A 21495-nucleotide genomic window follows, 5' to 3' on the forward strand; every position below is an offset into this window, starting at 1 on the left:
TCAAATTGAAAGGTGCAAAAACATGATTACAAATCAACAATTAGTCATAAACAATTTGGAAGAAAAATTAAAATCATTTACTCATACAGTTAGCGGAGAGCTTACAAAGGAAGAAGATTTCATCATAGCAAATACAAAAATTCCTACTGATACATTCAATGTAATATTGCCGAAATCTCCAAATATCAAAAATACAGTTAAGATCAGACATGGAATCGATAATTTTTCATATAAAAAATATCCCTTTAGTATTTGGATTGATGCTCAGTATTTAACTGAGGATTGGACTAAACTTATACAAGAATATGATCTAAAAGAAGCGGAACGTAATGTAATGATGAAACTTGAAAATACTCTTAATGCCGGGCAAAGAATTTCCCATCAGCTTATGATTACTGCTGTGAAAAATGATGAAGAACTTTTAAAATATATAGACGTATTCATGAGCTTATTTGAGGGAACACCAGAAAAAGATGCATTAGAAAGTTATTTTAATAGGTTTTCACAAGTAAAATTAGGTTCAGAAGTTCAAATGTTTATTGGATGCATAGATGAAATGCCTGTAACTACTGGTTTATTAATAGAAACCAAAGATAGCTATGGTATTTATGATGTGATGACAAAAGAAACATTTAGAGGTAAAGGAATTGGCAGTGAAATGTTTCAATTTCTTCTAAATCAAACAAAGGATAAACAAAAACCAGTGGTATTACAGGCTTCAGATGATGGAAAAAATATCTATAAGCGATTTGGATTTACAGATGTCGGTGAAATGGTTGTATTTGAATAAGGAGGTTCCTTTAATTTGCTTAATTTGAACAAACCTTATTCTAAAACAACATTAATTATTATCTCATTAAGGAATACTTGTTCCAAGAGAGTTTTTAAAATTCACGGTTCAATTAATAATATTGGGTCAATTGTTGCTATAAAAGAAAAAAAGAGCTTAGAACCCTTATAAACCAAGGATTCTAAGCTTCTTTTGACTATTCCCACTCAATCGTTGCAGGCGGCTTGCTCGTAATGTCATACACGACGCGGTTGATGTGTTTCACTTCGTTGACGATCCGTGTTGAAATCACTTCAAGCACATCCCAAGGGATACGCGCCCAGTCAGATGTCATGCCGTCGATTGATGTTACGGCACGGATACCGATTGTGTAATCATACGTTCTCGCATCTCCCATGACGCCGACGCTGCGGATGTCAGGAAGAACCGTGAAGTACTGCCAGATGTCGCGCTCTAGGCCGTGGTTTGCCACTTCTTCACGCAGAATCGCGTCTGATTCACGAACGATTTCAAGTTTTTCTTCCGTTACTTCGCCAAGTACGCGGATGCCAAGGCCAGGGCCAGGGAACGGCTGACGCCATACGATATCATCCGGAAGGCCGAGCTCTGTGCCAAGCGCGCGCACTTCATCTTTGAAGAGCGTGTTTAACGGCTCGATCAGTTCAAACTGCATATCTTCAGGAAGTCCGCCGACATTGTGGTGAGATTTGATCGTTTGCGCCGTTGCAGTACCGCTCTCGATAATATCCGTGTAAAGCGTTCCTTGCGCAAGGTAATCGATGCCTTTAAGCTTGTCCGCTTCATCATCAAACACGTAAATGAATTCGTTGCCGATGATTTTGCGTTTTTGCTCAGGATCAGAAACACCTTTCAGCTTGTTTAAGAATCTGTCTTTCGCATCAACTTTAATGACATTCATATTAAAGCCTTCGCTGAACGTTTTCATGACGCCTTCCGCTTCGCCTTTACGAAGCAGGCCGTGATCGACGAAAATACAAGTCAGCTGGTCGCCGATCGCTTTATGAATCAAAGCAGCCACAACAGAGGAATCAACGCCGCCGCTTAGCGCGCAAAGAACCTGCTTGTCTCCGACTGTTTCGCGGATTTTTTGCATTTCGATTTCGATAAAGTTTTCCATTGACCATTTGCCTTCACAATCACAAACGCCGAAGACAAAGTTTTTCAGAAGATCATTGCCGTATTCAGAGTGGCGCACTTCCGGGTGGAACTGAACGCCGTACCAATTCTTGTCCGCTTTGCTCATCGCTGAATTCGGACAGTGATGGCTTGTTGCGTCAACAGTGAAGCCTTCAGGAACTTCTACAACCAAATCGCCGTGGCTCATCCACACAACCTGTTCTTCCGGAAGATCTTTGAACAAGTCAGGAGTTCCTTGAATCTGAATGTTCGCTTTTCCGTATTCGCGCTGGCTTGCCGCCTCGACTTTTCCTCCGAGATAATGAGTCATCAGCTGCATGCCGTAGCAGATGCCTAATACAGGAATATCGAGTTCAAAGATTTTTTCGTCACAGCGGAAAGATCCTTCATCATATACACTGTTCGGTCCGCCTGAAAGGATAATTCCTTTTGGATTCATTTCTTTGATTTCCTCAGCTGTCAACGTATGGGGATGCAGCTCGCTATATACGCCAAATTCACGGATCCGGCGGGTAATCAGCTGGTTATACTGACTGCCGAAATCAAGAACAAGAATCATTTCATTCACTAACTTCGTCATGGTTGTCACCTAATCTCCTCTAAGTTTTTGACACAGAAAAAACGGAGGACAAACGTTCAGCCCTCTGTCGCGCAAGACTTGTACGGAAGCCCGGCTTTTTAACGCTCCCGGGCTCCCATTTAACATTCATTTATTCTAACAACAGGACGATATGCGGTCAAGACTATCTTGTTTTAATTATATTTTCCCACAACTGTCCTGATTCATTCCAAAGCTCCGCGGCATTATCCCTGCGGTATAAGGCCCGCTCATAGCGCAGCGTCAGCTCGGACATGTCGTTTGTACCGTATGCCTCGTCAATCCTCGCGGCAAAATCGCGCAGCGTTTCTCCGTCTCCTCTGCTGAATCCTTTTCGTTTCAGCTGGCGGAGCAGCGCGGCATATGCGTCGAAAAAGACGTCTTCATCCGTGCGCCGCTTCAGTCTGGCTGCTGCAGCGTACGGAATCCAGCGCGCGCGGAGCAGCCAGGCGAGCACCGCCGCGGCTGAAATCACGATGATGACGGCTGCATACGGCCACAGCTGTGCCGCGGTTTTGTTGCGGATCACAGGATGCGGTGCCGCACTGTGCTCCCGCTTTTTCGGTGCTTCTTCTTTTTCAGGCTTTGTTTCCTGACGCTGCTTGTCAGACGGTGTATCCGAATTCCCCGCTGAGCCCCCGCTGTCTTTTCCCGCTGCTTGATTCTGCTCTGACGTAAACTCCGTCGGATTGGTGAAGCCTTTCGTCGGCTCAAACGTCACCCAGCCCTGATCGGGAAAATACACTTCAACCCACGAATGGGCGTTGTTGTTTGTGACTTCATAAATCTGGCCGTTATGGTCGCCTGCGCCTTTATACTCGCCGGATGTATAACCCTTCACCCAGCGGGCGGGAATACCCGCAGATCGGAGCAGCACGGCCATAGCCGATGAAAAGTTATCACAATAACCTCTTTTCGTTTCAAACAGAAATTGATCCACATAATCCTGATTGTGCTCCGGAATGGCGACATCCTGCGTATCATACGAAAATGCGGAAGATCCCAGATAGTCCTCGACGGCCTTCGCTTTGTCAAACATATTATGATGATCCCGCGTCAGCCTGTCCGCAAGCTGTCTCACTCTTTCCGGAACGCTGTCCGGAAGCTGTAAATACCGATCATTGAATTGGTTCTGCTCACGGTATCGTTTCACTTTCACTTTTCTGAGATCATTCAGCTTAAAGACGGGCGCGTGAAAAGTCACCGTGTACCGTCCCATATTGCGGATGTTGCCCACTTGTTCACTGATCGGCGTGATTTGCTCGGTGTTTCCGTTCATTTCAAGCTGAATCGAGTGCTTCGGTTTAATATTGGAGAGGCCGATCGGATACATGACGTGATTATAAAGATAACTTTCATCAATGGACACCTGTGCCGTATAGCGTCTCGTCTGCACACTCCGGTCAAACCATATGTCTTCCACATTGCCGCCGTTCAGTTTATAGGACATGCCCTGGTCGGTCTCCACCCAGCCTTTTCCCGTATATGTATCTTTCGTTTCCACCCGGAAGTACGACCGCTCTTTTCCCTTCCATGTAAAAACCGGCGTATCGTCCTGCTGAAAAGGGCCGCCCAATGTTTCATCATGATTGCCGTAGCCGATTTTGCTTTCAGCGGCGGGCACTTCTTTGTGATTTGTTATTTTTTTCAGAAACGGCACGGGGTCCGGCCAATTCGGATCTGATTTCGGAGCCGCCAGACCGAACACGACGGAAGCGCAGATAAACAGCGCCAGCGGCAGAAACCATTTGAAAATCAATCTTTTTTTAAATGCTATGTGTTCTGTCAAGCGGATGCGCTCCATATACAAAAGCCCCATCATCAAAAAGCCGATAAAAACGATCCGGATGACGGCGTATGCGGCATCATAAGGAGTAAATGTATCAAGTACGGTAATATACGCCACCGTCATGATAAAAAAGAATAAGATTTTCCGCTGATAGATCACCCAATAATGCAGCAAATACACAAGCAGCCATAAAAGCACAAAAAACAGCAGTGTGCGGAATGACGGGTTCATATCATTCCATCTTCCGGTTCCGATGTGCCGGACATTCAGCATCACGTCCCGCAAAAAAGAAGCAAGCCATTCCGGCTGAAAAACCGATCCTTTATAAAACAGCATGTGAATACTGATCAACGTAAACAGAATGCAGGACGGCACGGTGACGTACCACCTCATCCGGAAGAATGACAGCAGAAATGCCAAACCGATAAAGACGATGAAAAAACCGGTATGCTTTGTATCCGTAAAATTGTGCAGCGGCCTGAGCCATTCCCACAACAATAAAAAAGCGAGAAAATAAAACAGCAGCAGACTCAGCCTGCTTCCCTGGTTCTCGTCATGCGGCATGGCGCGCCACCTCTCTTTCTAAACAACATGGGACACCCGTTTGTCCCTGATCATTTGCACCTTGATATTCTTTTGAGCGAAGATGAGAGCGAGATTCCGTTCTTTTTCCGAAAGCACGGCATTCGTTTCTTTCGCCAAAAACACCGTCATGTCAGTGCGGACGGACTCAGCCTGTTTGAGGAGATCTTCTGTAAGACTGCCCGTCACGACGGCAATAAAAGCTTTGCGGACACGCGGATCCGCCAGCTCTTTTCCTAAACGCCCGCCTGCACCAGCTTCTTCCGATTCAGAAGCTGATGCCAGGTAACGCAGCACATTTCTGAAATGCTCTTCTCCCTCCCGGACGGGAAAAACAGTCCGGTCGCTCCCTAATGAAATAAATCCTGCGGGAGAGCCCTTCACAAGCGCCGTGTAAAGCAGGGATGCTGAGGCTGACACCGCGGCTTCAAATGAAGGAGACGGCCTGCAGTCCAAAAGGAAAATCATATCCGTGCTCTGCAGCGGGTCAAATTCCTTCGTCATCAGTTCATTGCGCCGCGCGGACGTTTTCCAGTCGAGAGCGGAAAACCGGTCGCCCGGCTGATAATTTCTGACGCCCGCGGCTATTGCGGAGCGGTGAACCTGAAATGGCGTGCCGGCACCCGCACCTTCTTCGCCTGATGCAGCCTGCTGCTTATCATGAACAGACCCGTACGCCGGGAATACTAAGACCGTATCCGTTACGGAAAATGAAGCCGTCTTGTCCAAGAGCCCGAGAACATCTCCCGTCCGCACTCTTATCGTATGGAAATGATGCTCCCCGCGCGGCGCCTGCGGCAGCTCATATTGTAACGTCAGCTTCTTTTGAAACCACGGAAACACGAGCTGTTTTGCACTGCGCCTCTCGCCAAGCGTTTCCGGCATCACGTCTTCAATGACCATATATGTCAGCGGGAACGGCAGGCGCCTCGTCAGCCTGATGGTGACAGACAGTCTGTCACCAGAAGTTAACCGGGCGGAAGAAATCTCACGCGCCGCCTGAAACGCCCGCAGCGGATACACGGCGACCAGCCCGGCGTAAACGATAAACGGCAAAAACGCATAAAATAAAAACCAGCTCACAAATCCGCCCTGAAACATGGCATAAGAAAAGACCGCCGCCGTCAGCACGGCCAAAATAAGCAGCTTCCAGCCGTATAACAGCCAATGCACTTTCTTTCTCATTAGCGGACCGACATCCTTTGAACGGGAACTTTTTCCGTTTGCATGATGTCTTCGATAACCGCTTCCGGCGTGACATCATTAAATTTCGCATCGGCAGTCAAGATCATTCTGTGCGGCAGCGTATACGGAGCCAAATACTGGACGTCATCAGGAATGACGTAATCGCGGTCATGAAGCAGCGCGTACGCCTGCGCGGCTTTCATTAATGAGATCGAACCGCGCGGACTTACGCCCAAATGTACGGACGAATGCCGGCGGGTATGCTGAGTGATGCCGACGATATACGCTTTAATTCCATCATCTACCCGCACCTGCTCCAGTTGTTGCTGGAGGGTGATGAACTGTTCTTTAGAAATGACGGGCTCGAGGGTTTCGAGCGGATTGCGCCCTTCCTGCAAAGACAGAACCCGAAGCTCCTCCTCGGCAGTCGGATAGCCCATGCGCAGCTTAAATAAAAACCGGTCAAGCTGCGCTTCAGGAAGCGGATACGTTCCTTCATATTCAACCGGGTTTTGTGTCGCCATGACGAAAAACGGCTCGGCCAGCCGCATTGTCTTTCCGTCAATCGTGACATTTCCCTCTTCCATCGCCTCAAGCAAAGAAGACTGCGTTTTCGGCGAGGTTCTGTTAATTTCATCGGCCAGCACGATGTTCCCCATAATCGGTCCGGGGCGGTACTCAAATTCCATCGTTTTCGTATTATAAATAGAGACACCCGTCACATCTGACGGCAGAAGATCCGGCGTGAATTGAATCCTCTTAAAGTCAGCTCCGATCAGCTTGGCCAAAGCGCGGACCATCATCGTTTTTCCGACTCCCGGCACGTCTTCCAGCAGTACATGCCCTTTTGCGAGAATGGCGGCCAGGCTGAGTATGGCGATGTCCCGTTTTCCTATGATGATGTTTTCAATATGCTCAACGGCTTTCTCCAGCAGCGGATGCAGCTCTTCTTTATAAGCCATTCTTCTCCCCCTAGTCATCTCTCAAATTTCAATTATTGTAACCTAACTTTACCACAAAATATAATTAGTATAAAAAAACGTTTCAGCGAATTGTGTTCAGTCCGAAAAGGCAAAAAAGCCCCCTTTAGAAAGGAAGCTTTATTTCAGCTGAAGAGGCTCCATATGAACGTGTGAATGGTCGATGGCGTGTTCCTCTTTCATCCTGCGTTCTATCTCATTTGCGATATCATGGCTCTCTTTAATATTCAGATCAGACGGCACTTCAATGACGACATCAATATAAACGCAGCTGCCAAGATATCCCGCTTTAATACCTTTTAAACGGCTGACGCCGGTTCTTTTCAAAATACCCCAAGACGTTTTGCAAATAAGGAGACCGATCACACGCCGTGACTGTATCAATCCAAGCAAGGCAGATTTGCAACTCAATGGTTAAGTTCACCTTAGGATTACATCGTTTCCAATGTTAATGGTTTTATGTATTCATATGCAGGCTGATAAAATTGATCAAAAAAACTTTTTCCATCCATTTTGGATTTACGAAATAGATAAGATTCATAGGTTAAAGCTATAGGAAACACTAAGCTGTTTTCTATAACTAATTCTTCTACTTTTCTATACATGTTATTTCTCTTATTAATATTAATTTCTTTTTTCGCATCTTTGAGGAGACCTCTAATATGAATAAGAGTTTCAGTATTCGCACGATAGATTTCTTTATCACTGCTGAAAAATAAAGATAAATCTTCCGGATCATTATAGTTAAAACTTGAGGAACTGACTAATATATGCTGCTGAGTATCTAAAAGGCTTTCATTTAAGGAAGAAAGTTCTGTTTTAACTACGTCGAAGCCTTTGGCACTCAATAATTGATATAGCTTGTTCTGCATTTCTCGCAAATGAGAGTGTTCACTATAGTTATTGTAAACAATGATACTTAATTGAGGAATATACCCCCATTTCAAAAGATAATTTTCCTTAGCAGCTTGAAAATTAAAATTTGTTAATTCTTCCTCATTATCAGGCATATCTAATATAGTTTCAGGTAAAAAACTATGAGCAGGCGAATATATTGATCTCTCTGATTTCGGTATGCTGGATAATAGATCTTCTTTGTTTATTGCTAAGTTAATTAAACCTCTTAATTCCTTCCACATTTTATCTTCATCATGTAACACAAAATATTCTAGAGCTATTGTGACGCTTATAGGGCTTTTCAAAATTTCAAACTCGTTTTCTGTTTGATTTTCTGCTTCGGATAATAAATCAACTTGACTTACGTCTGTATATACCACAAACTGTAATTTATCAAAAGAATCGATTCTTTCCTCAAAGTAATCCTCATTCTTTTTTAAAGTCAAAACCTTAGAGTCTTCACTTAGGCTTTCATAGCAGTAAGCCCCTACTCCTATAGGGTTGTCTTTCCACACCCAGAGATCATTTTCTAAAAACTCTTCTCGCGGAACAATACTTAAGGCACTTCGAGTAAAGTATTTTAAAAAAAGCAAATTTAGATGTTTCAATTTTATTTTTAGTCTGTAATCATCAAAAACCTTTATGCCGGAACACATATTCGGAACATATCTATTTGTCTGACTAACCTCTTCATAACCTTCTATATCGGATAGTAATTCTGAAAAGGTGGATCTTGCCCCCTTCATCATTCCTCTGCATAAAGAAAACTCAATATCTCGAGCTAAAGCCTTTCTGCCATTGTGAAAGTAAATATCTTTTCTAAGTACAAGGAGGTATTCATTATCACAATCATTAATTTCCCATTGTTCAATAATGTTAGGCAATAAATGCCCTTCTTTGGACATCTTAAATAATGGAGGAAAAAGAGCTCTGCATATTTCATAATCACATGAATAAATATTAAAAGGAGAGATATTTTTAGAAATAGCCGAAACCCCCACTTTCAAGGTACTATTCATTCTTCCCACTCTCCAAGCCCTCTTTTATATATCTTTCTACTAGTCTTCTCGCTAGTATCTGAGAAGAATCATATATCTTGAGTTTAGTATGATTCGTACAAAAAAATAAATCAGTACAAGCACAAACTACTTCATTTATCCCTTCTGTTAAAAGAATATCTTCTATCGTTTTCCATTCATCCGTTACTTTTGAACAAACTCCTAATGTTTTAGTTTTTAAAATTAATTCATCAACTCTTGTTTGATACTCATCGTTCCAAAATACATTTTTACCTTTTAACTTTAGTTTTTCTTGATATAAATTGCTTTCCACAGTCCCTCTTGTAGCAAGTAAGCCGACTGCATTTCCTTCATTTTCTAATTCGTTTACTGTTTCATCAATTATATTTAATATAGGTATACGTGTCATTTGGCACAATTCTTTATAATATGAATGAACCACGTTACAAGGTATTGCTATAATCGAACAATTAGAATTGTTTAGTGAGTCAATTCCGACTTTTAATGCCTTTAACATCTCGCTGTCATCAATCGCTTTTTTAGGATGAAAAGGTGTTGGCAGCGAATATATTATCATGTGGGGAAAATCATCATCGAACTTTGCTCCATATAAATTTTCACAGCAGTCCAGAACAGATTCTAAAAATGGACCTGTTGATCTTGGTCCCATCCCTGCAAGAATTCCAATTTTATAAACCTCACTATTATTCATTCTGGTTCTCTCCTTGTTAATATCTTAGAGGTTAACAATTAAAATAAACCATACACTTAGTTAAACGATAAAATTTATTCTAAGTGTATGATTTAAGAAATTTATATTAAGCTAACTGCATAAAACGACTATAATTTACTTTAGTTTAAGTTCATATTTTAGAGGTATGCAAACATGACTGCCAGGGCTTCTGCTAAAACTAGATCGGCCTAAATCATTCACTGTAAACATTCTTTGAAGCCAACGATCTTTCCCATCGTATTGTGGGGTAAAAGATGAGCGAGCGTGCGCTGCTAATCGGTTGTCGATAATAATAAGATCCCCAGGACAGAGAGGTACTTTTATAGAAACCTTACTTAATGCTTCTTTTAATAATTCCAATGCCCATTTTGCTTCTTCAGTTATTCCTTCCATTAAGGAACAATGTATAACCATTTCTGGTGCTTGAATGCTGCCTGAAAGCACGGGTATGATCTTTGATAAGTCATCCGAATTAAATGAAGCAGGCGGGCTTAATTTATACAGAGGCTCTCTTAATGTTAATACTACTGAACTTGGCAGTAATTCTAAAGCATTAACTATAGAAGCAGTTTCTGTTTGTGCTTCGTTTTTATGGTCTGATCGTAAGCAATATAAAGCAAGGTGATCAGGTCTGTAAGGATGTATAGCGTCTTCAGTATGATAAGTAAAAAAGACTTTCGATCCAGAGTTTTCCAAACCGCTTTCTTTCCCCTTAATCGGACAAATATCATGAATGAGCTGTCCATTTTTTTCATCAGCATACCCAATCGGCTCACCCATATACAGCATGAATAGCACTAGACATAATTCACTGACAAAGGAGATCTTATCCAAAGAAGGATTGCCATCATCAGGAGTCTGAGGTAAAATATCGTCTGTAGGCAAGTTTTTAAATAAAATCGTTCCTTCTCTGTTAGAATTTCGCTTGAAATTAATTAGAGCACTCTTTACTCTGTCTGGAAGATTATGCGAAACAAATTGTAATCTATTTAGGGCAGAATTATTAATAGCATTTGGATTGAAATTAATATCCTTTATTAAGTTCTCAATTAATTCTTTTTCAGCCTGTGATATTTCTAAAACTACACCTTCACTCATACCTAGAGACGAACTTTTTCCTTCGGTAAGCAAGGTTGACAATTTAATCTTCCCCTTCCAAAACTCAAGTTAATGAATCTTATAAAATTATTTTTTATTATAATATTACTGTTTTACAAAGCTTTTATATTCATACTGATGTTCTTTGATAGCATTCATTACATCTTTATAAACTTGATTTGTTTCCCCTTTAAAGATGTATCTGGCCGGAATCTTCAAATATCCGCCGCTTCCATCCAGTACGTCTCCTTTACTCCGTAAATACTCTTCTACTAAAGTTGACAATTTCCCTTTAAATGAAGTGTTTTTTTCCATTAAACAAGGCAGTTCTGCTGGAAAAGGAATTAAGAGATAGCCTGAAGATACTCCTTCATCCAGCCGCACATCTGAAACTTCTTCCCCTAATTCAACTTTTAACTGATCAGTTACAGCATCTCTGCCAATCAATAGGCTTACACATCTTGGTATATCTGCTCCTCCCATACGGGCTCCAATTTCCATAAAAATAGGTTCGGGCTTGTCACTTTTCTCATCTACAATTAGTTCAAGATGGAACATCGTATTGTTTATTCCCAAGGCATTAACTGTCTTTTGGGTAAAGTCGATGAGCCCCTCATATAACATAGTCTCATTCTTATCTACAGAAACCGCTCCCAATGGACTTTGTTGAAAGAATTTTATTGGTGGATTGATATACCGAAACGGAATACAAAATTTTAATTGATTATCCTTTACTAATCCATCAACGTGAAATACTGTTCCCTCACAATATTCCTCGCATTCCAAGTCCTTAAATTCTATGTGTGGCAATATTTCTTCATACTCCTCTTGATTATGAAGAATATGAACTCCTTTACTAGCAGCCATTCTCCTAGGCTTTATGACAATAGGAAAGCCTGCTTGGTTAATAAATTGTTCTAACTCCTCTACACTGTCGCATTTACTAAATTTGGGAGTTCTTAAGCCGGATTGACTGACAATCTCTTTCATCTTTACCTTATCTCTGGCATTTAGAGCCTGTTCAAAAGATAGACCCTCTAATCCCTTTTCATCTCTTAATTTCCCTGAATTCAATATATCCCATTCACTCAGAGCTATTAACCGATCTATACTTCCTCCTTTTTTTTCAATCTTTTCAAATGCTGTCCGAATGTTATCCAAAGAGTTAATATCCTCAACAAGCTCTATGATAGAATTTTCTAAAATATTTGGAGATAAACCTTTATTGCCTTCAGCGTCAACAATATAACTTACTTTATATTCGTTATGATTCATTATCTTTTCATAATCAGGTTTTTCAGAATCCCATCCTACTGACCAGCGATTAATAATACATATGTGTTTAGTCATTATACTAGTCCCCTTTATCCTTCATATTATAATTCTAAAACATCTTTTTGGGCAGCATGACGTTTATTATAAAAATAATAAGTAAATATTGTGGAGTTGACTACAATCCAAAAAATCGAAACTCCTAATATTACTTCTTGAGGTCCTGTAATTTTAGTAAAGGTAGAAGTTATTAATCCAGCAAGGGGCAGGCTTAGACGATTAAAGAAAACAATAGTTCCCATACTCTTACCTAATTGATGTTTCGGTATTAACTTAACTCGTTCTGTTCTTAGAAATACATTAAAAATCCCTATTCCACAAACCAAAAGGGCGTAGCCGATAACATAAATGTAAAATTGATTGGCTATTCCCAAAATGACGCCGGATAATGTTAATAACACAATAGATGCTATGCCTATATTATTAATACTCTTACTTTTTTTCAAAAATACAGGAATTAACAAAACCACTATAGATCCCGTGATCCCGCCAAACATCGCCAAAAATGAATACTCTCTAGATGTTGCACCAAGAACCCCTTGGGCTACAGCTGGATTTAAAGCCATTACAGTCCCCATCACAAGATTAATAAGCATTGTTGCCAGTACCAACAGCCGAAGAAAGAAATTTTTAGCTATAAACTTAAACCCATCCCCAATTGTTACTAGAACTCGTTTAATGGACTTCGTTTCCCTAACAACCAGATTTTTAGCCTTATTGGGAAGACCCAGTACTCCGAAACCTGTCACTGCAAATGCAATACCAGTAATAATAAGAAAATCCATCTCTTTTATAAATAGAACCAATATACTTGCCAAAGCCGGTCCTATCACTTGAGAACTAAGCTCCAATCCTTGGATTAACGATTGGATGCGGGGAATATCGTTATTATCAAAGTTCCTCCCGATAGTTGTTTCTAATGTGACAAAGTTTAATGAGTTTAAAATAGCGAACAAAGATGCTGCAACTGAAAGTATAATAAATGTTTGGCTTGGCATATAGATTAATAATAAGAAGCCTGATATGGAAACCAATGCTCGCAGGCTATCGCCAATAATATAAAGTTTCTTTTCTTTATAAGTATCTACAAGCACTCCTATGAAGGGGAGTAATAATACTGCCGGCAACCACTCTATAAGAAATGCTAATCCTGATTTGGACGCTTCTCCGGTGTATTGAAAAATTAATAAAGGGATAGCAAATAGCAGAAGTTGTTCGGATACTGTTGATACAAATCTGCACCCAAGGAACCAAATCAATTTAGATGTATAGATACTATTAGACTTTTTCAAGATAGTCTAAAGGCTCCTTTAATTCCATATTATAGTACACAGGTTTTATCCATCCGTTATGTAGAGTTTTTACTCTTATAGAATCTACATCTTTAATTACGTCTTCCCTTAGTCCAGAGAGCATTCCAAGCCAACTCCAATTACTGCTTCCCATAGCGGAAACGATGTCCCCTAAATTTTGGGCCTGTGTATGCTTAGATTTCATATTTTCTGCATACTTAATTTCAAGTACTCTATCTTGATTAGGAATTCCGTATGCTATCCCTAAGCTCTCCTTACATTCTTCTCCCCAAAAGGCCGCAGGAATGATCTCTTTTTCATTTAGGACTAACTCCATTGCTTGTCGGTAAATACTATGCGGTTCAATTCCGTATGAACAAGCTATAATCTCAGTAATATTTGCTCCGCCAGGCCTTCCAAAGTTACAATCTATTAGTTTAACTTGATTTTCTGAAACAATAAATTCAGTATGGAAAAATCCTCTGCTATACCCGCTCCTCTCCACTAGAGTTTGAACAATCTTGCACAATTCTTTCTGAGCTATAGAATGATAAGGGAATATGAATACCGATTCTGCATTTTCCGTCTTCCTTCTGCCAGTTACTCCAATTGGAATTACTTTACTTTCTAAAACGTATCCCTCTAAGCTTACAAGTTCTCCGTCTATTATTTCTTGAACGACATATTCGTCAGGGTGCAGATGCTTAGGTAAGGTTTTATCAAATAATTTTTCTATATTCTCGATATCATTTTCATCCTCTAATACACTTATACCTTTAGCCCCAGCTGCAAAGGATGGTTTTAGTATCAATCCATTCTGTGAAGCTGATAACATTTTTTTTATCTCTGAATAAGGAATCGCCCCTGTAGTGAAAGAAAGTGATAGCGGCGTAAATTCTGGGATAATGTCATTGACATAAGCCTTATCCTTAAGTAATTCAATTTTTGGATCAATTCCCTTTATATCTAAAGCGCTGCATAATTTAGTGCAAATTTCTAATTTACTATCTAAAAAAGAGATCACTCCTGCAATGTCCTCTTTTGGAAAAGTTTTTATAATTTCATACAGTTCTTCAAAAGAATTAGTATTACAATTAATAAACTTATAAGATGTAAGTTGAGAGAGTGCATCTCCTTCCTGACTATTTAAGTTTGTCAAGAACAGAACATTCAGATTCATTTCCTTTGCCGCTTTTACAATATACTCTGGCCCAATAACAGAAGAATCAATAACAAATAAGGTTTTCACGTTTTTCTAATTCTCCCTTCTATACACTCAAAAGAAAGAAAAGGGTCAGAATTTAATTCCTTACCCTCTCCCCTATTAGAAGTTATTATTTTTGAATAGGACGTGTAATCGTCGTGTTTGGACCTGCATCATGATATTGAATGAAATCTAAAATACTTTCTGCGCCAGAGATAAACTTTAACAATCTCTCCAGTCCAATTCCAAATCCAGCTGTTTGTACTTGTGATTTATCTTTCCATTGAGCATATTCCGGATGATAAGAATTGCCGAGAGTTTTTGATTGGTTAATAATCTCCTCTCCGCTAGTTGGACGGATACCCCCGGTAGTCAGTTCACCGTAGCCAAAAGGTAACATTAAATCGTAAGTTTGAAAAACACCTTTTGGACTTTCATGATAAATTGAATCTCTGACTCCTGCTGGATAGTTATAAATCCAAAAAGGTGTGTCGAATTGGTTAGAGAGAAGTGCGTCTTCTTCAGAAGTAAGATCCCCTTCTGAATCTTTAGATCGTCCTACTCTTTCTAAGGCTTCTTCAAATGTTATTCTAGGATATGAGCCTTTTACCAAGCTCTCTGTGTTGCGTTTTGCTAAAGGAGTTAACGTCAAATTATCATTATTATCAATTAGAGATAAAATCTTATTGCCTGCTTCATAGAGAATCTTCTCCCCTAAATCGAAAACATCTTCCATTCTCTCAGTTCTCCATTCAATTTCAAATTGAAAGAAGGAATAAATATGTTTTGCAGATAGCTCTTCCCCTTCCATCAATAATCGAAGGCATGGGGCAAGGCAATAAACCTTAGGTAAATATTCCGTTGCCATCTGTTTTTCTACAACATGACTAACACTCATATAGTAATACTGTTCACCTGCCACCTCAACTTTTGAGTTAGAGGAGGAGTCATGATCCCCATTTTCTCTAATGTCAGGTAAAGTTTTATCCCCTAGTACGATTACTGAATGCTTGGCACCTGGCTCATATCTTCTAGAAAAGGGAGTTGGAACAATTTCGTCAAACTTAAATAAATCCATTGAATTTCTCAGCGACTTTAAAAGAGTTGAAGTCCATGCATAAGTTTCATTATAAGCAAGTTGTCTAGTGTCTAAATTTTCAATTTCAACCTTCATTTGTTACACCTTCCTATTCTGAATATTAGTAAATAGATATAAATAATCTTTTAATTTAATTACAAAAATAAGAATAAATTGTATATTTGTAATTAAATACATTTACAGAAAACAGATTATTATAACGAAATGATTCTGTCAATTAAAAATATATGAAATAGTACAAATTATCTGTTCTCTCCTGTAATTCCGATAACGTGCTGATACTGACGAATGCCTCGACATTTATTATTACCAGCTGCAAGGAGCGCCTGGCTCTTCACTTTTTTGACCGGCCTAATATTGTACTGGCAGGCCTGCTGTCGTCCAAGCTTTTGGCATCTCTTGTTTAGCAGAAAAAATAAATTCCAACAGCACTTGCAGTCCGACAACTCTCATAATAAAAGATTCGATAAGCGATGCGATCGTTTCCGCCCGAAAGCGGCCGTGAATGGATGATCTACTTCAGGAGGTTTTTGAGAGATGGCAGGACGATTATTACAGCCACCGAAACAATAATGTCAGTTATTATTAAACCTCTGCAGTAAGTGCTTCTGAGTGAAAAACATAACCGATGATCAGCTTCATTACAGATAGAACACCATTGTCCCGGATTCTCCCTTTTTCAGTTCATCATTTCTCTTCATATTAATAAACTCCTCTCTACTCGCATTTTCCTATTATTGAGATACATCACTGAACCACAGTGGGTCTATAGAAACACCTTGCGTCATTTTCTGTGTACGGATGAGAAAAGAAGTCACATTTTCTAACATCATTAACAAATGTCTCATGCATTTATGATAGAATAATATTTGTCGGAATATTCAGCATAAAACAACCCAAAAGGAGGCAAAGAATGAATCAGCCTAATTCTTTATCGAAGGGATTAAAAACCCGGCATATGACCATGATTTCAATTGCCGGCGTGATCGGCGCCGGATTATTTGTCGGAAGCGGATCCGTCATTCATTCCACCGGACCCGGAGCGATTGTCTCCTACGCATTAGCAGGACTATTAGTGATTTTTATTATGAGGATGCTGGGGGAAATGTCCTCCGTCAACCCGACAAGCGGTTCGTTTTCACAGTACGCGCATGACGCCATCGGACCGTGGGCCGGTTATACCATCGGATGGCTGTATTGGTTTTTCTGGGTCATCGTCATTGCCATTGAAGCCATTGCGGGCGCCGGAATCATACAGTACTGGTTCCCCGGGATTCCGTTATGGCTGACGAGTCTGCTTCTGACCGTGCTATTAACACTGACGAATATTTATTCAGTTAAATCGTTCGGTGAATTTGAATACTGGCTTTCCTTAGTGAAGGTAGCGACGATCGTTGTCTTCTTAATCGCGGGATTTGCTTTCATTTTCGGAATCATCCCCGGCAGCAAACCGGTCGGGCTGGAAAATCTGACAGGCAACGGCGGATTTCTCCCTAATGGCCCAAGTTCTGTTCTGCTCGGAATCGTCGTCGTCATTTTCTCTTTTATGGGATCTGAAATCGTCGCAATCGCAGCGGGAGAAACGTCAAACCCGGTCGAATCCGTCACAAAGGCGACCCGCTCAGTCGTCTGGAGGATCATTATTTTTTACGTCGGTTCCATTACGGTTGTGGTCACGCTGCTTCCGTGGAATTCAGCCAATATTTTGGAAAGCCCCTTTGTTGCCGTTTTGGGACATATCGGGGTTCCCGCAGCCGCTCAGATCATGAATTTCATCGTCCTGACAGCCGTTCTGTCCTGCCTGAACTCCGGGCTTTATACCACGTCACGGATGCTGTATTCACTGGCGGCGCGAAATGAAGCGCCGCGGCGTTTTATGAAACTGAGTAAAAGAGGCGTACCGGTCCAAGCCATTATCGCCGGCACCTTTTTCTCCTATATTGCCGTTGTCATGAACTACTTTTCTCCCGACTCCGTATTCTTATTTCTGGTCAATGCATCAGGGGCGATCGCACTGCTCGTCTATCTCGTCATCGCCGTCTCACATCTGAGAATGAGAAAGAAAATCGAACGGACAAACCCTGAATCTCTTAAAATCAAAATGTGGTTTTATCCGTACTTAACCTACCTGACGATCATCGCCATTTGCGCCATCTTGTTATCTATGCTGTTTATCAGTTCAATGCGGTCTGAATTTCTGCTGACAGGATTTATTACACTGCTGGTGCTTGCCTCATATGTATTCCGCAAAAAACAAAAACCGAAAGAGAGCGCTTCCGCAAACCGGGTTGCGCAATAACAGAAACACCCGTCCTCAAAAAAGGGCGGGTGTTTTTTTAACCAACTTGTTCCAGGCAGCATTATCTATAGTACAGGAATTCAATAAATGATAAGGACAGGATGAATAATGGCACTTGAAAAATTTGCAGATGAACTGCCGATTATCGAAACACTGAAGCCGCAGAAGAAATCAGACGGCAGCACGTATTATGAAGTCACGATGAAGGAATGCTTTCACAAGCTGCACCGCGATCTCCCACCGACCCGGCTGTGGGGGTATAACGGTTTGTTTCCGGGCCCGACGATCGACGTCAACCAAGGTGAAAGCATTTATGTTAAATGGATGAATGACTTGCCGGATAAGCACTTTCTGCCCGTAGACCATACCATTCACCATTCAGAAAGCGGCCATCAGGAACCTGATGTCAGAACCGTCGTCCATTTACACGGAGGAGAAACGCCGCCTGACAGCGACGGCTATCCGGAAGCCTGGTTCACACGGGATTTTAAGGAAACGGGTCCTTATTTTGAAAAAGAGGTATACCATTATCCAAACAAACAGCGCGGGGCGCTCTTATGGTATCACGACCATGCCATGGCGGCCACGAGGCTCAATGTGTACGCCGGACTTGCCGGGATGTATATCATCCGTGAGCGAAAAGAAAAGCAGCTGAAGCTTCCCGCCGGAGAGTACGACGTACCGCTTATGATTTTGGACCGCACGTTAAATGACGACGGTTCCTTGTCTTATCCGAGCGGGCCGGATAACCCTTCCGAAACGCTGCCCACCCCTTCAATCGTCCCGTTTCTTTGCGGAAATACCATTCTCGTCAACGGAAAAGCATGGCCGTATATGGAAGTCGAACCCCGGACATACCGTTTCCGCATCCTTAACGCCTCAAATATGAGATCATTTACTCTCTCGCTCAATAACGGCGGCCGGTTTATCCAAATCGGTTCTGACGGCGGACTGCTCCCCCGCTCTGTCAGAACACAGACCATCAGCTTAGCCCCGGCAGAGCGGTATGATGTGCTGATTGATTTCTCCGCTTTTGACGGAGAACATATCATTCTGACGAACGGCACCGGCTGCGGGGGCGACGTCGATCCGGATACAGACGCCAATGTCATGCAGTTCCGCGTCACAAAACCGCTGAAGGGAGAAGACACAAGCCGGAAGCCTAAATATCTTTCAGCCATGCCTGATATGACCTCAAAACGAATACACAATATCAGGACGCTTAAACTCACAAATACGCAGGACAAATACGGCCGGCCGGTTTTGACGCTTAATAACAAGCGCTGGCATGATCCTGTGACAGAAGCGCCGAAGCTCGGCACAACGGAAATCTGGTCGATTATCAATCCGATGGGGGGAACCCATCCGATACACCTGCACCTTGTTTCCTTCCAGGTTCTTGACCGGCGTCCTTTTGACTTAGAACGTTATAACAAATTCGGCGACATTGTGTATACGGGCCCCGCCGTCCCTCCTCCTCCAAGTGAAAAAGGCTGGAAAGACACCGTGCAGGCGCACTCGGGAGAAGTCATCAGAATCGCGGCGACATTCGCTCCTTACAGCGGACGCTACGTATGGCACTGTCATATTTTAGAGCATGAAGATTACGACATGATGAGACCGATGGACGTCACGGATAAGCAGTAAACAAGAATCACCCCTTTTCTCCGGAAGGGGCTTTTTTTATTTATCAAAAAGAAAAAATAAGAAGGCGCTTATTTGCATATACTGTAATAACAGGAAGACGATGCACCCTCATTGGAAATATGGATAGAAAAAGGAATTAGGAGATTAGGGAAAAGTATGAGACAATGAAGGAGTGCACGAAAATTCATAAGGGAAGAAGTGACTTTATGTCTTACTACAACAAACGTAATCAGGAACCGCTGCCTAAAGAAGATGTCAGTACGTGGGAATGCACGAAAGAGGACTGTATCGGCTGGAGCAGAAAGAATTTTGCCGGCACCGGCAGTGATACCCCGACTTGCCCCCTTTGCGGCAGTAAAATGATCGACGGCGTCCGTTCGTTGGTGAATCTCCAAAACAACAATCAAACGGCATCAAGTTAGACCTCCCTTTTACGAGTCTCAACATAGAGAAGGCCTCCATGTCCCATGAGAGGCCTTTGCGTTATCATGTCCTTTTATGATGCAAAGGAGCAATGAACATGAAAAACGATCAGCAGCAAAAAGACCTGAAGGAGATGGCGAAACGGAAGAAAAAGAACCTTGCCGCACAGTCATTCATCGAAACACTCCATTTTGCCGTTCCGATTCTCCGTTTTTTCAAATGGCTCGCCTCAGCCGCAGCCAGCTTTGTTTATTAAAAAACACCCAGCTGGCGCTGAGTGTTTTTTTCATTATTGGATAACGGAAAAGCTGTTGATAATGCCGCTGTCATTTTCCCAGACTTTTTCACATTTTTTCGTATCCAAATGATAAGCATAAATAGTCCGGACCTTCGCGTTCCGCCCCGTTTCATCCTTCAAGCGTTTAGCGCCTTTGGCTTCCGCCATGAAATAGATGATGCTGCCGTCTTTAGAAAACTGCGGCTGGGCATCTATCAGCGGAGCGAAATCCTTCCCGTTTGTAATAATCGTTTCATCTTTTTTCGTTTTGACATTCATCAGACGGATGGACGCTTTTTGTTCCGTCCCTTTTTGTGTATAAGATGTAAAGACAAGGTTCTTTCCGTCCGGTGACATCGCGACGTCGCTGATAAACTGTTCAAGATTGGTCAGATCCTGGAGGTTTTTTCCCGCCCCTGCTGCAAACCGGATATTCGTCGGTTCAGGGTCAATCCCCTTCTCATTTGCCTCATCCGTTTTTTTATAATCCTCTTTAACGGAATAATGCAGAAGCGCAAAATCGTTTTGGCTGCGGTTATAAAAGAAGCTGCTCACACTGTCGTCTTTCTCATCCGCCGCCGGATACAGATTTTGATAACGCTTCGTTTTCAAATCAAAAGATGCGAGACGGAAAATATCTTCATCCGCTTTACCGAGACGGAAATAAATGTGCGTCAGGTCCTTTGATAAAAACAGACTGTCAGCGCTCGCCGATCCTTTATAAAGCACTGTCTTCTTTTTCGTCTTCAGATCAAGCTTATACAGACGCATTTCATTTTGATCATTATTACCGACAAAATAGAGCGCCTGGTGGGCGTCATCCAGCGCAAACGCCGGATATGCCGAAAGCTTTTCCTCGTACAGCATGCGGCTGTCTTCGTAATATTTCGTCATCAGATCTTTGTCTGTAAGCGAAACAAGCAGCTTGTCATGCCCGCCGGAAACAACGGCTTTTCCGCTGCTGCCGCTTTTTCCTTTGATCAGCAGAACGGCTCCGATGACCGCCGCCGCCAAAACAGCAGCTGCGAGGATCCAAATCCATCGTTTCTTCTTCATTATCAATCTCTCCGTCAATCAGAAAAAGCAAGAATCA

General features: G+C 41.9%; 17 protein-coding genes and 2 pseudogenes. 5 read left to right on the top strand and 14 right to left on the bottom strand.

What is annotated here, in order from left to right; all coding sequences use genetic code 11:
* Window positions 1-22 precede the first annotated feature (22 nt).
* The gene (locus ACH32G_RS15565) at window positions 23-790 is read left to right on the top strand and encodes a GNAT family N-acetyltransferase (RefSeq protein ID WP_049628018.1); all 768 of its coding nucleotides are present in this window, start codon (window positions 23-25) and stop codon (window positions 788-790) included.
* 196 nt (window positions 791-986) lie between these two features.
* On the opposite strand, the gene guaA is transcribed toward ACH32G_RS15565, so the two are convergent.
* The 13 genes and pseudogenes from guaA to ACH32G_RS15630 form a co-directional block, all read right to left on the bottom strand.
* Entirely contained in the window at window positions 987-2528 is a 1542-nt protein-coding gene (gene guaA / locus ACH32G_RS15570) for a glutamine-hydrolyzing GMP synthase (protein ID WP_007408887.1), read from the bottom strand.
* A 163-nt stretch (window positions 2529-2691) separates the two neighbouring features.
* Window positions 2692-4899: a DUF4129 domain-containing transglutaminase family protein gene (locus tag ACH32G_RS15575; protein ID WP_448814547.1), complete on the bottom strand. Its 2208-nt coding sequence runs from the start codon at window positions 4897-4899 to the stop codon at window positions 2692-2694.
* A gap of 18 nt (window positions 4900-4917) precedes the next feature.
* Complete coding sequence (locus ACH32G_RS15580; RefSeq protein ID WP_448814548.1) at window positions 4918-6102, bottom strand: DUF58 domain-containing protein; 1185 nt, start codon at window positions 6100-6102, stop codon at window positions 4918-4920.
* A complete protein-coding gene (locus tag ACH32G_RS15585) occupies window positions 6102-7064 on the bottom strand; it encodes an AAA family ATPase (RefSeq protein ID WP_269773914.1) in 963 nt (320 codons plus the stop codon). Before ACH32G_RS15585 ends, ACH32G_RS15580 begins: the two co-directional genes overlap by 1 nt.
* Window positions 7065-7202: 138 nt before the next feature.
* A pseudogene (locus ACH32G_RS15590) lies at window positions 7203-7494 on the bottom strand (cation transporter dimerization domain-containing protein); the annotation flags it as partial.
* A gap of 19 nt (window positions 7495-7513) precedes the next feature.
* A complete protein-coding gene (locus ACH32G_RS15595; protein ID WP_448814565.1) occupies window positions 7514-8998 on the bottom strand; it encodes an ABC transporter substrate-binding protein in 1485 nt (494 codons plus the stop codon).
* Window positions 8991-9710 carry an aspartate/glutamate racemase family protein gene (locus ACH32G_RS15600; RefSeq protein ID WP_448814549.1) on the bottom strand — a complete coding sequence of 240 codons (720 nt, stop codon included), beginning with the start codon at window positions 9708-9710 and terminating at the stop codon, window positions 8991-8993. The genes ACH32G_RS15595 and ACH32G_RS15600 overlap by 8 nt, the downstream gene beginning before the upstream one ends.
* 135 nt (window positions 9711-9845) lie before the next feature.
* Window positions 9846-10871 (bottom strand): TauD/TfdA family dioxygenase, encoded by a 1026-nt coding sequence (locus tag ACH32G_RS15605; protein ID WP_327816213.1) that lies wholly within the window; start codon window positions 10869-10871, stop codon window positions 9846-9848.
* A gap of 63 nt (window positions 10872-10934) precedes the next feature.
* Window positions 10935-12179: an ATP-grasp domain-containing protein gene (locus ACH32G_RS15610; RefSeq protein WP_448814550.1), complete on the bottom strand. Its 1245-nt coding sequence runs from the start codon at window positions 12177-12179 to the stop codon at window positions 10935-10937.
* Window positions 12180-12205: 26 nt separating this feature from the next.
* Complete coding sequence (locus ACH32G_RS15615) at window positions 12206-13453, bottom strand: MFS transporter (RefSeq protein ID WP_448814551.1); 1248 nt, start codon at window positions 13451-13453, stop codon at window positions 12206-12208.
* Entirely contained in the window at window positions 13440-14702 is a 1263-nt protein-coding gene (locus ACH32G_RS15620; protein ID WP_448814552.1) for an ATP-grasp domain-containing protein, read from the bottom strand. The genes ACH32G_RS15615 and ACH32G_RS15620 overlap by 14 nt, the downstream gene beginning before the upstream one ends.
* Window positions 14703-14787: 85 nt before the next feature.
* On the bottom strand, window positions 14788-15831 hold the full coding sequence (locus ACH32G_RS15625) for an amino acid--tRNA ligase-related protein (RefSeq protein WP_016937038.1): 1044 nt from the start codon (window positions 15829-15831) through the stop codon (window positions 14788-14790).
* A 196-nt stretch (window positions 15832-16027) separates the two neighbouring features.
* Window positions 16028-16457 (bottom strand): annotated as a pseudogene (locus tag ACH32G_RS15630) (cation transporter); the annotation flags it as partial.
* Between the two features lie 212 nt (window positions 16458-16669).
* Between ACH32G_RS15630 and gabP the strand changes: the two are divergent.
* The 4 genes from gabP (at window position 16670) to ACH32G_RS15650 (ending at window position 20381) form a co-directional block, all read left to right on the top strand.
* Window positions 16670-18055, top strand: coding sequence for a GABA permease (gene gabP, locus ACH32G_RS15635; protein ID WP_448814553.1), 1386 nt, complete (start codon window positions 16670-16672; stop codon window positions 18053-18055).
* 108 nt (window positions 18056-18163) lie between these two features.
* Complete coding sequence (gene cotA / locus ACH32G_RS15640; RefSeq protein ID WP_016937040.1) at window positions 18164-19702, top strand: outer spore coat copper-dependent laccase CotA; 1539 nt, start codon at window positions 18164-18166, stop codon at window positions 19700-19702.
* 206 nt (window positions 19703-19908) lie between these two features.
* On the top strand, window positions 19909-20124 hold the full coding sequence (locus tag ACH32G_RS15645; RefSeq protein WP_029575254.1) for a cold-shock protein: 216 nt from the start codon (window positions 19909-19911) through the stop codon (window positions 20122-20124).
* Window positions 20125-20222: 98 nt separating this feature from the next.
* Entirely contained in the window at window positions 20223-20381 is a 159-nt protein-coding gene (locus ACH32G_RS15650; protein WP_047476356.1) for a hypothetical protein, read from the top strand.
* Window positions 20382-20414: 33 nt separating this feature from the next.
* Here the strand turns inward: ACH32G_RS15650 and ACH32G_RS15655 are convergent, their stop codons facing one another.
* Complete coding sequence (locus ACH32G_RS15655) at window positions 20415-21458, bottom strand: TolB family protein (protein WP_448814554.1); 1044 nt, start codon at window positions 21456-21458, stop codon at window positions 20415-20417.
* Between the last annotated feature and the right edge of the window lie 37 nt (window positions 21459-21495).

Source organism: Bacillus sp. CIS52 (genome assembly GCF_053545315.1).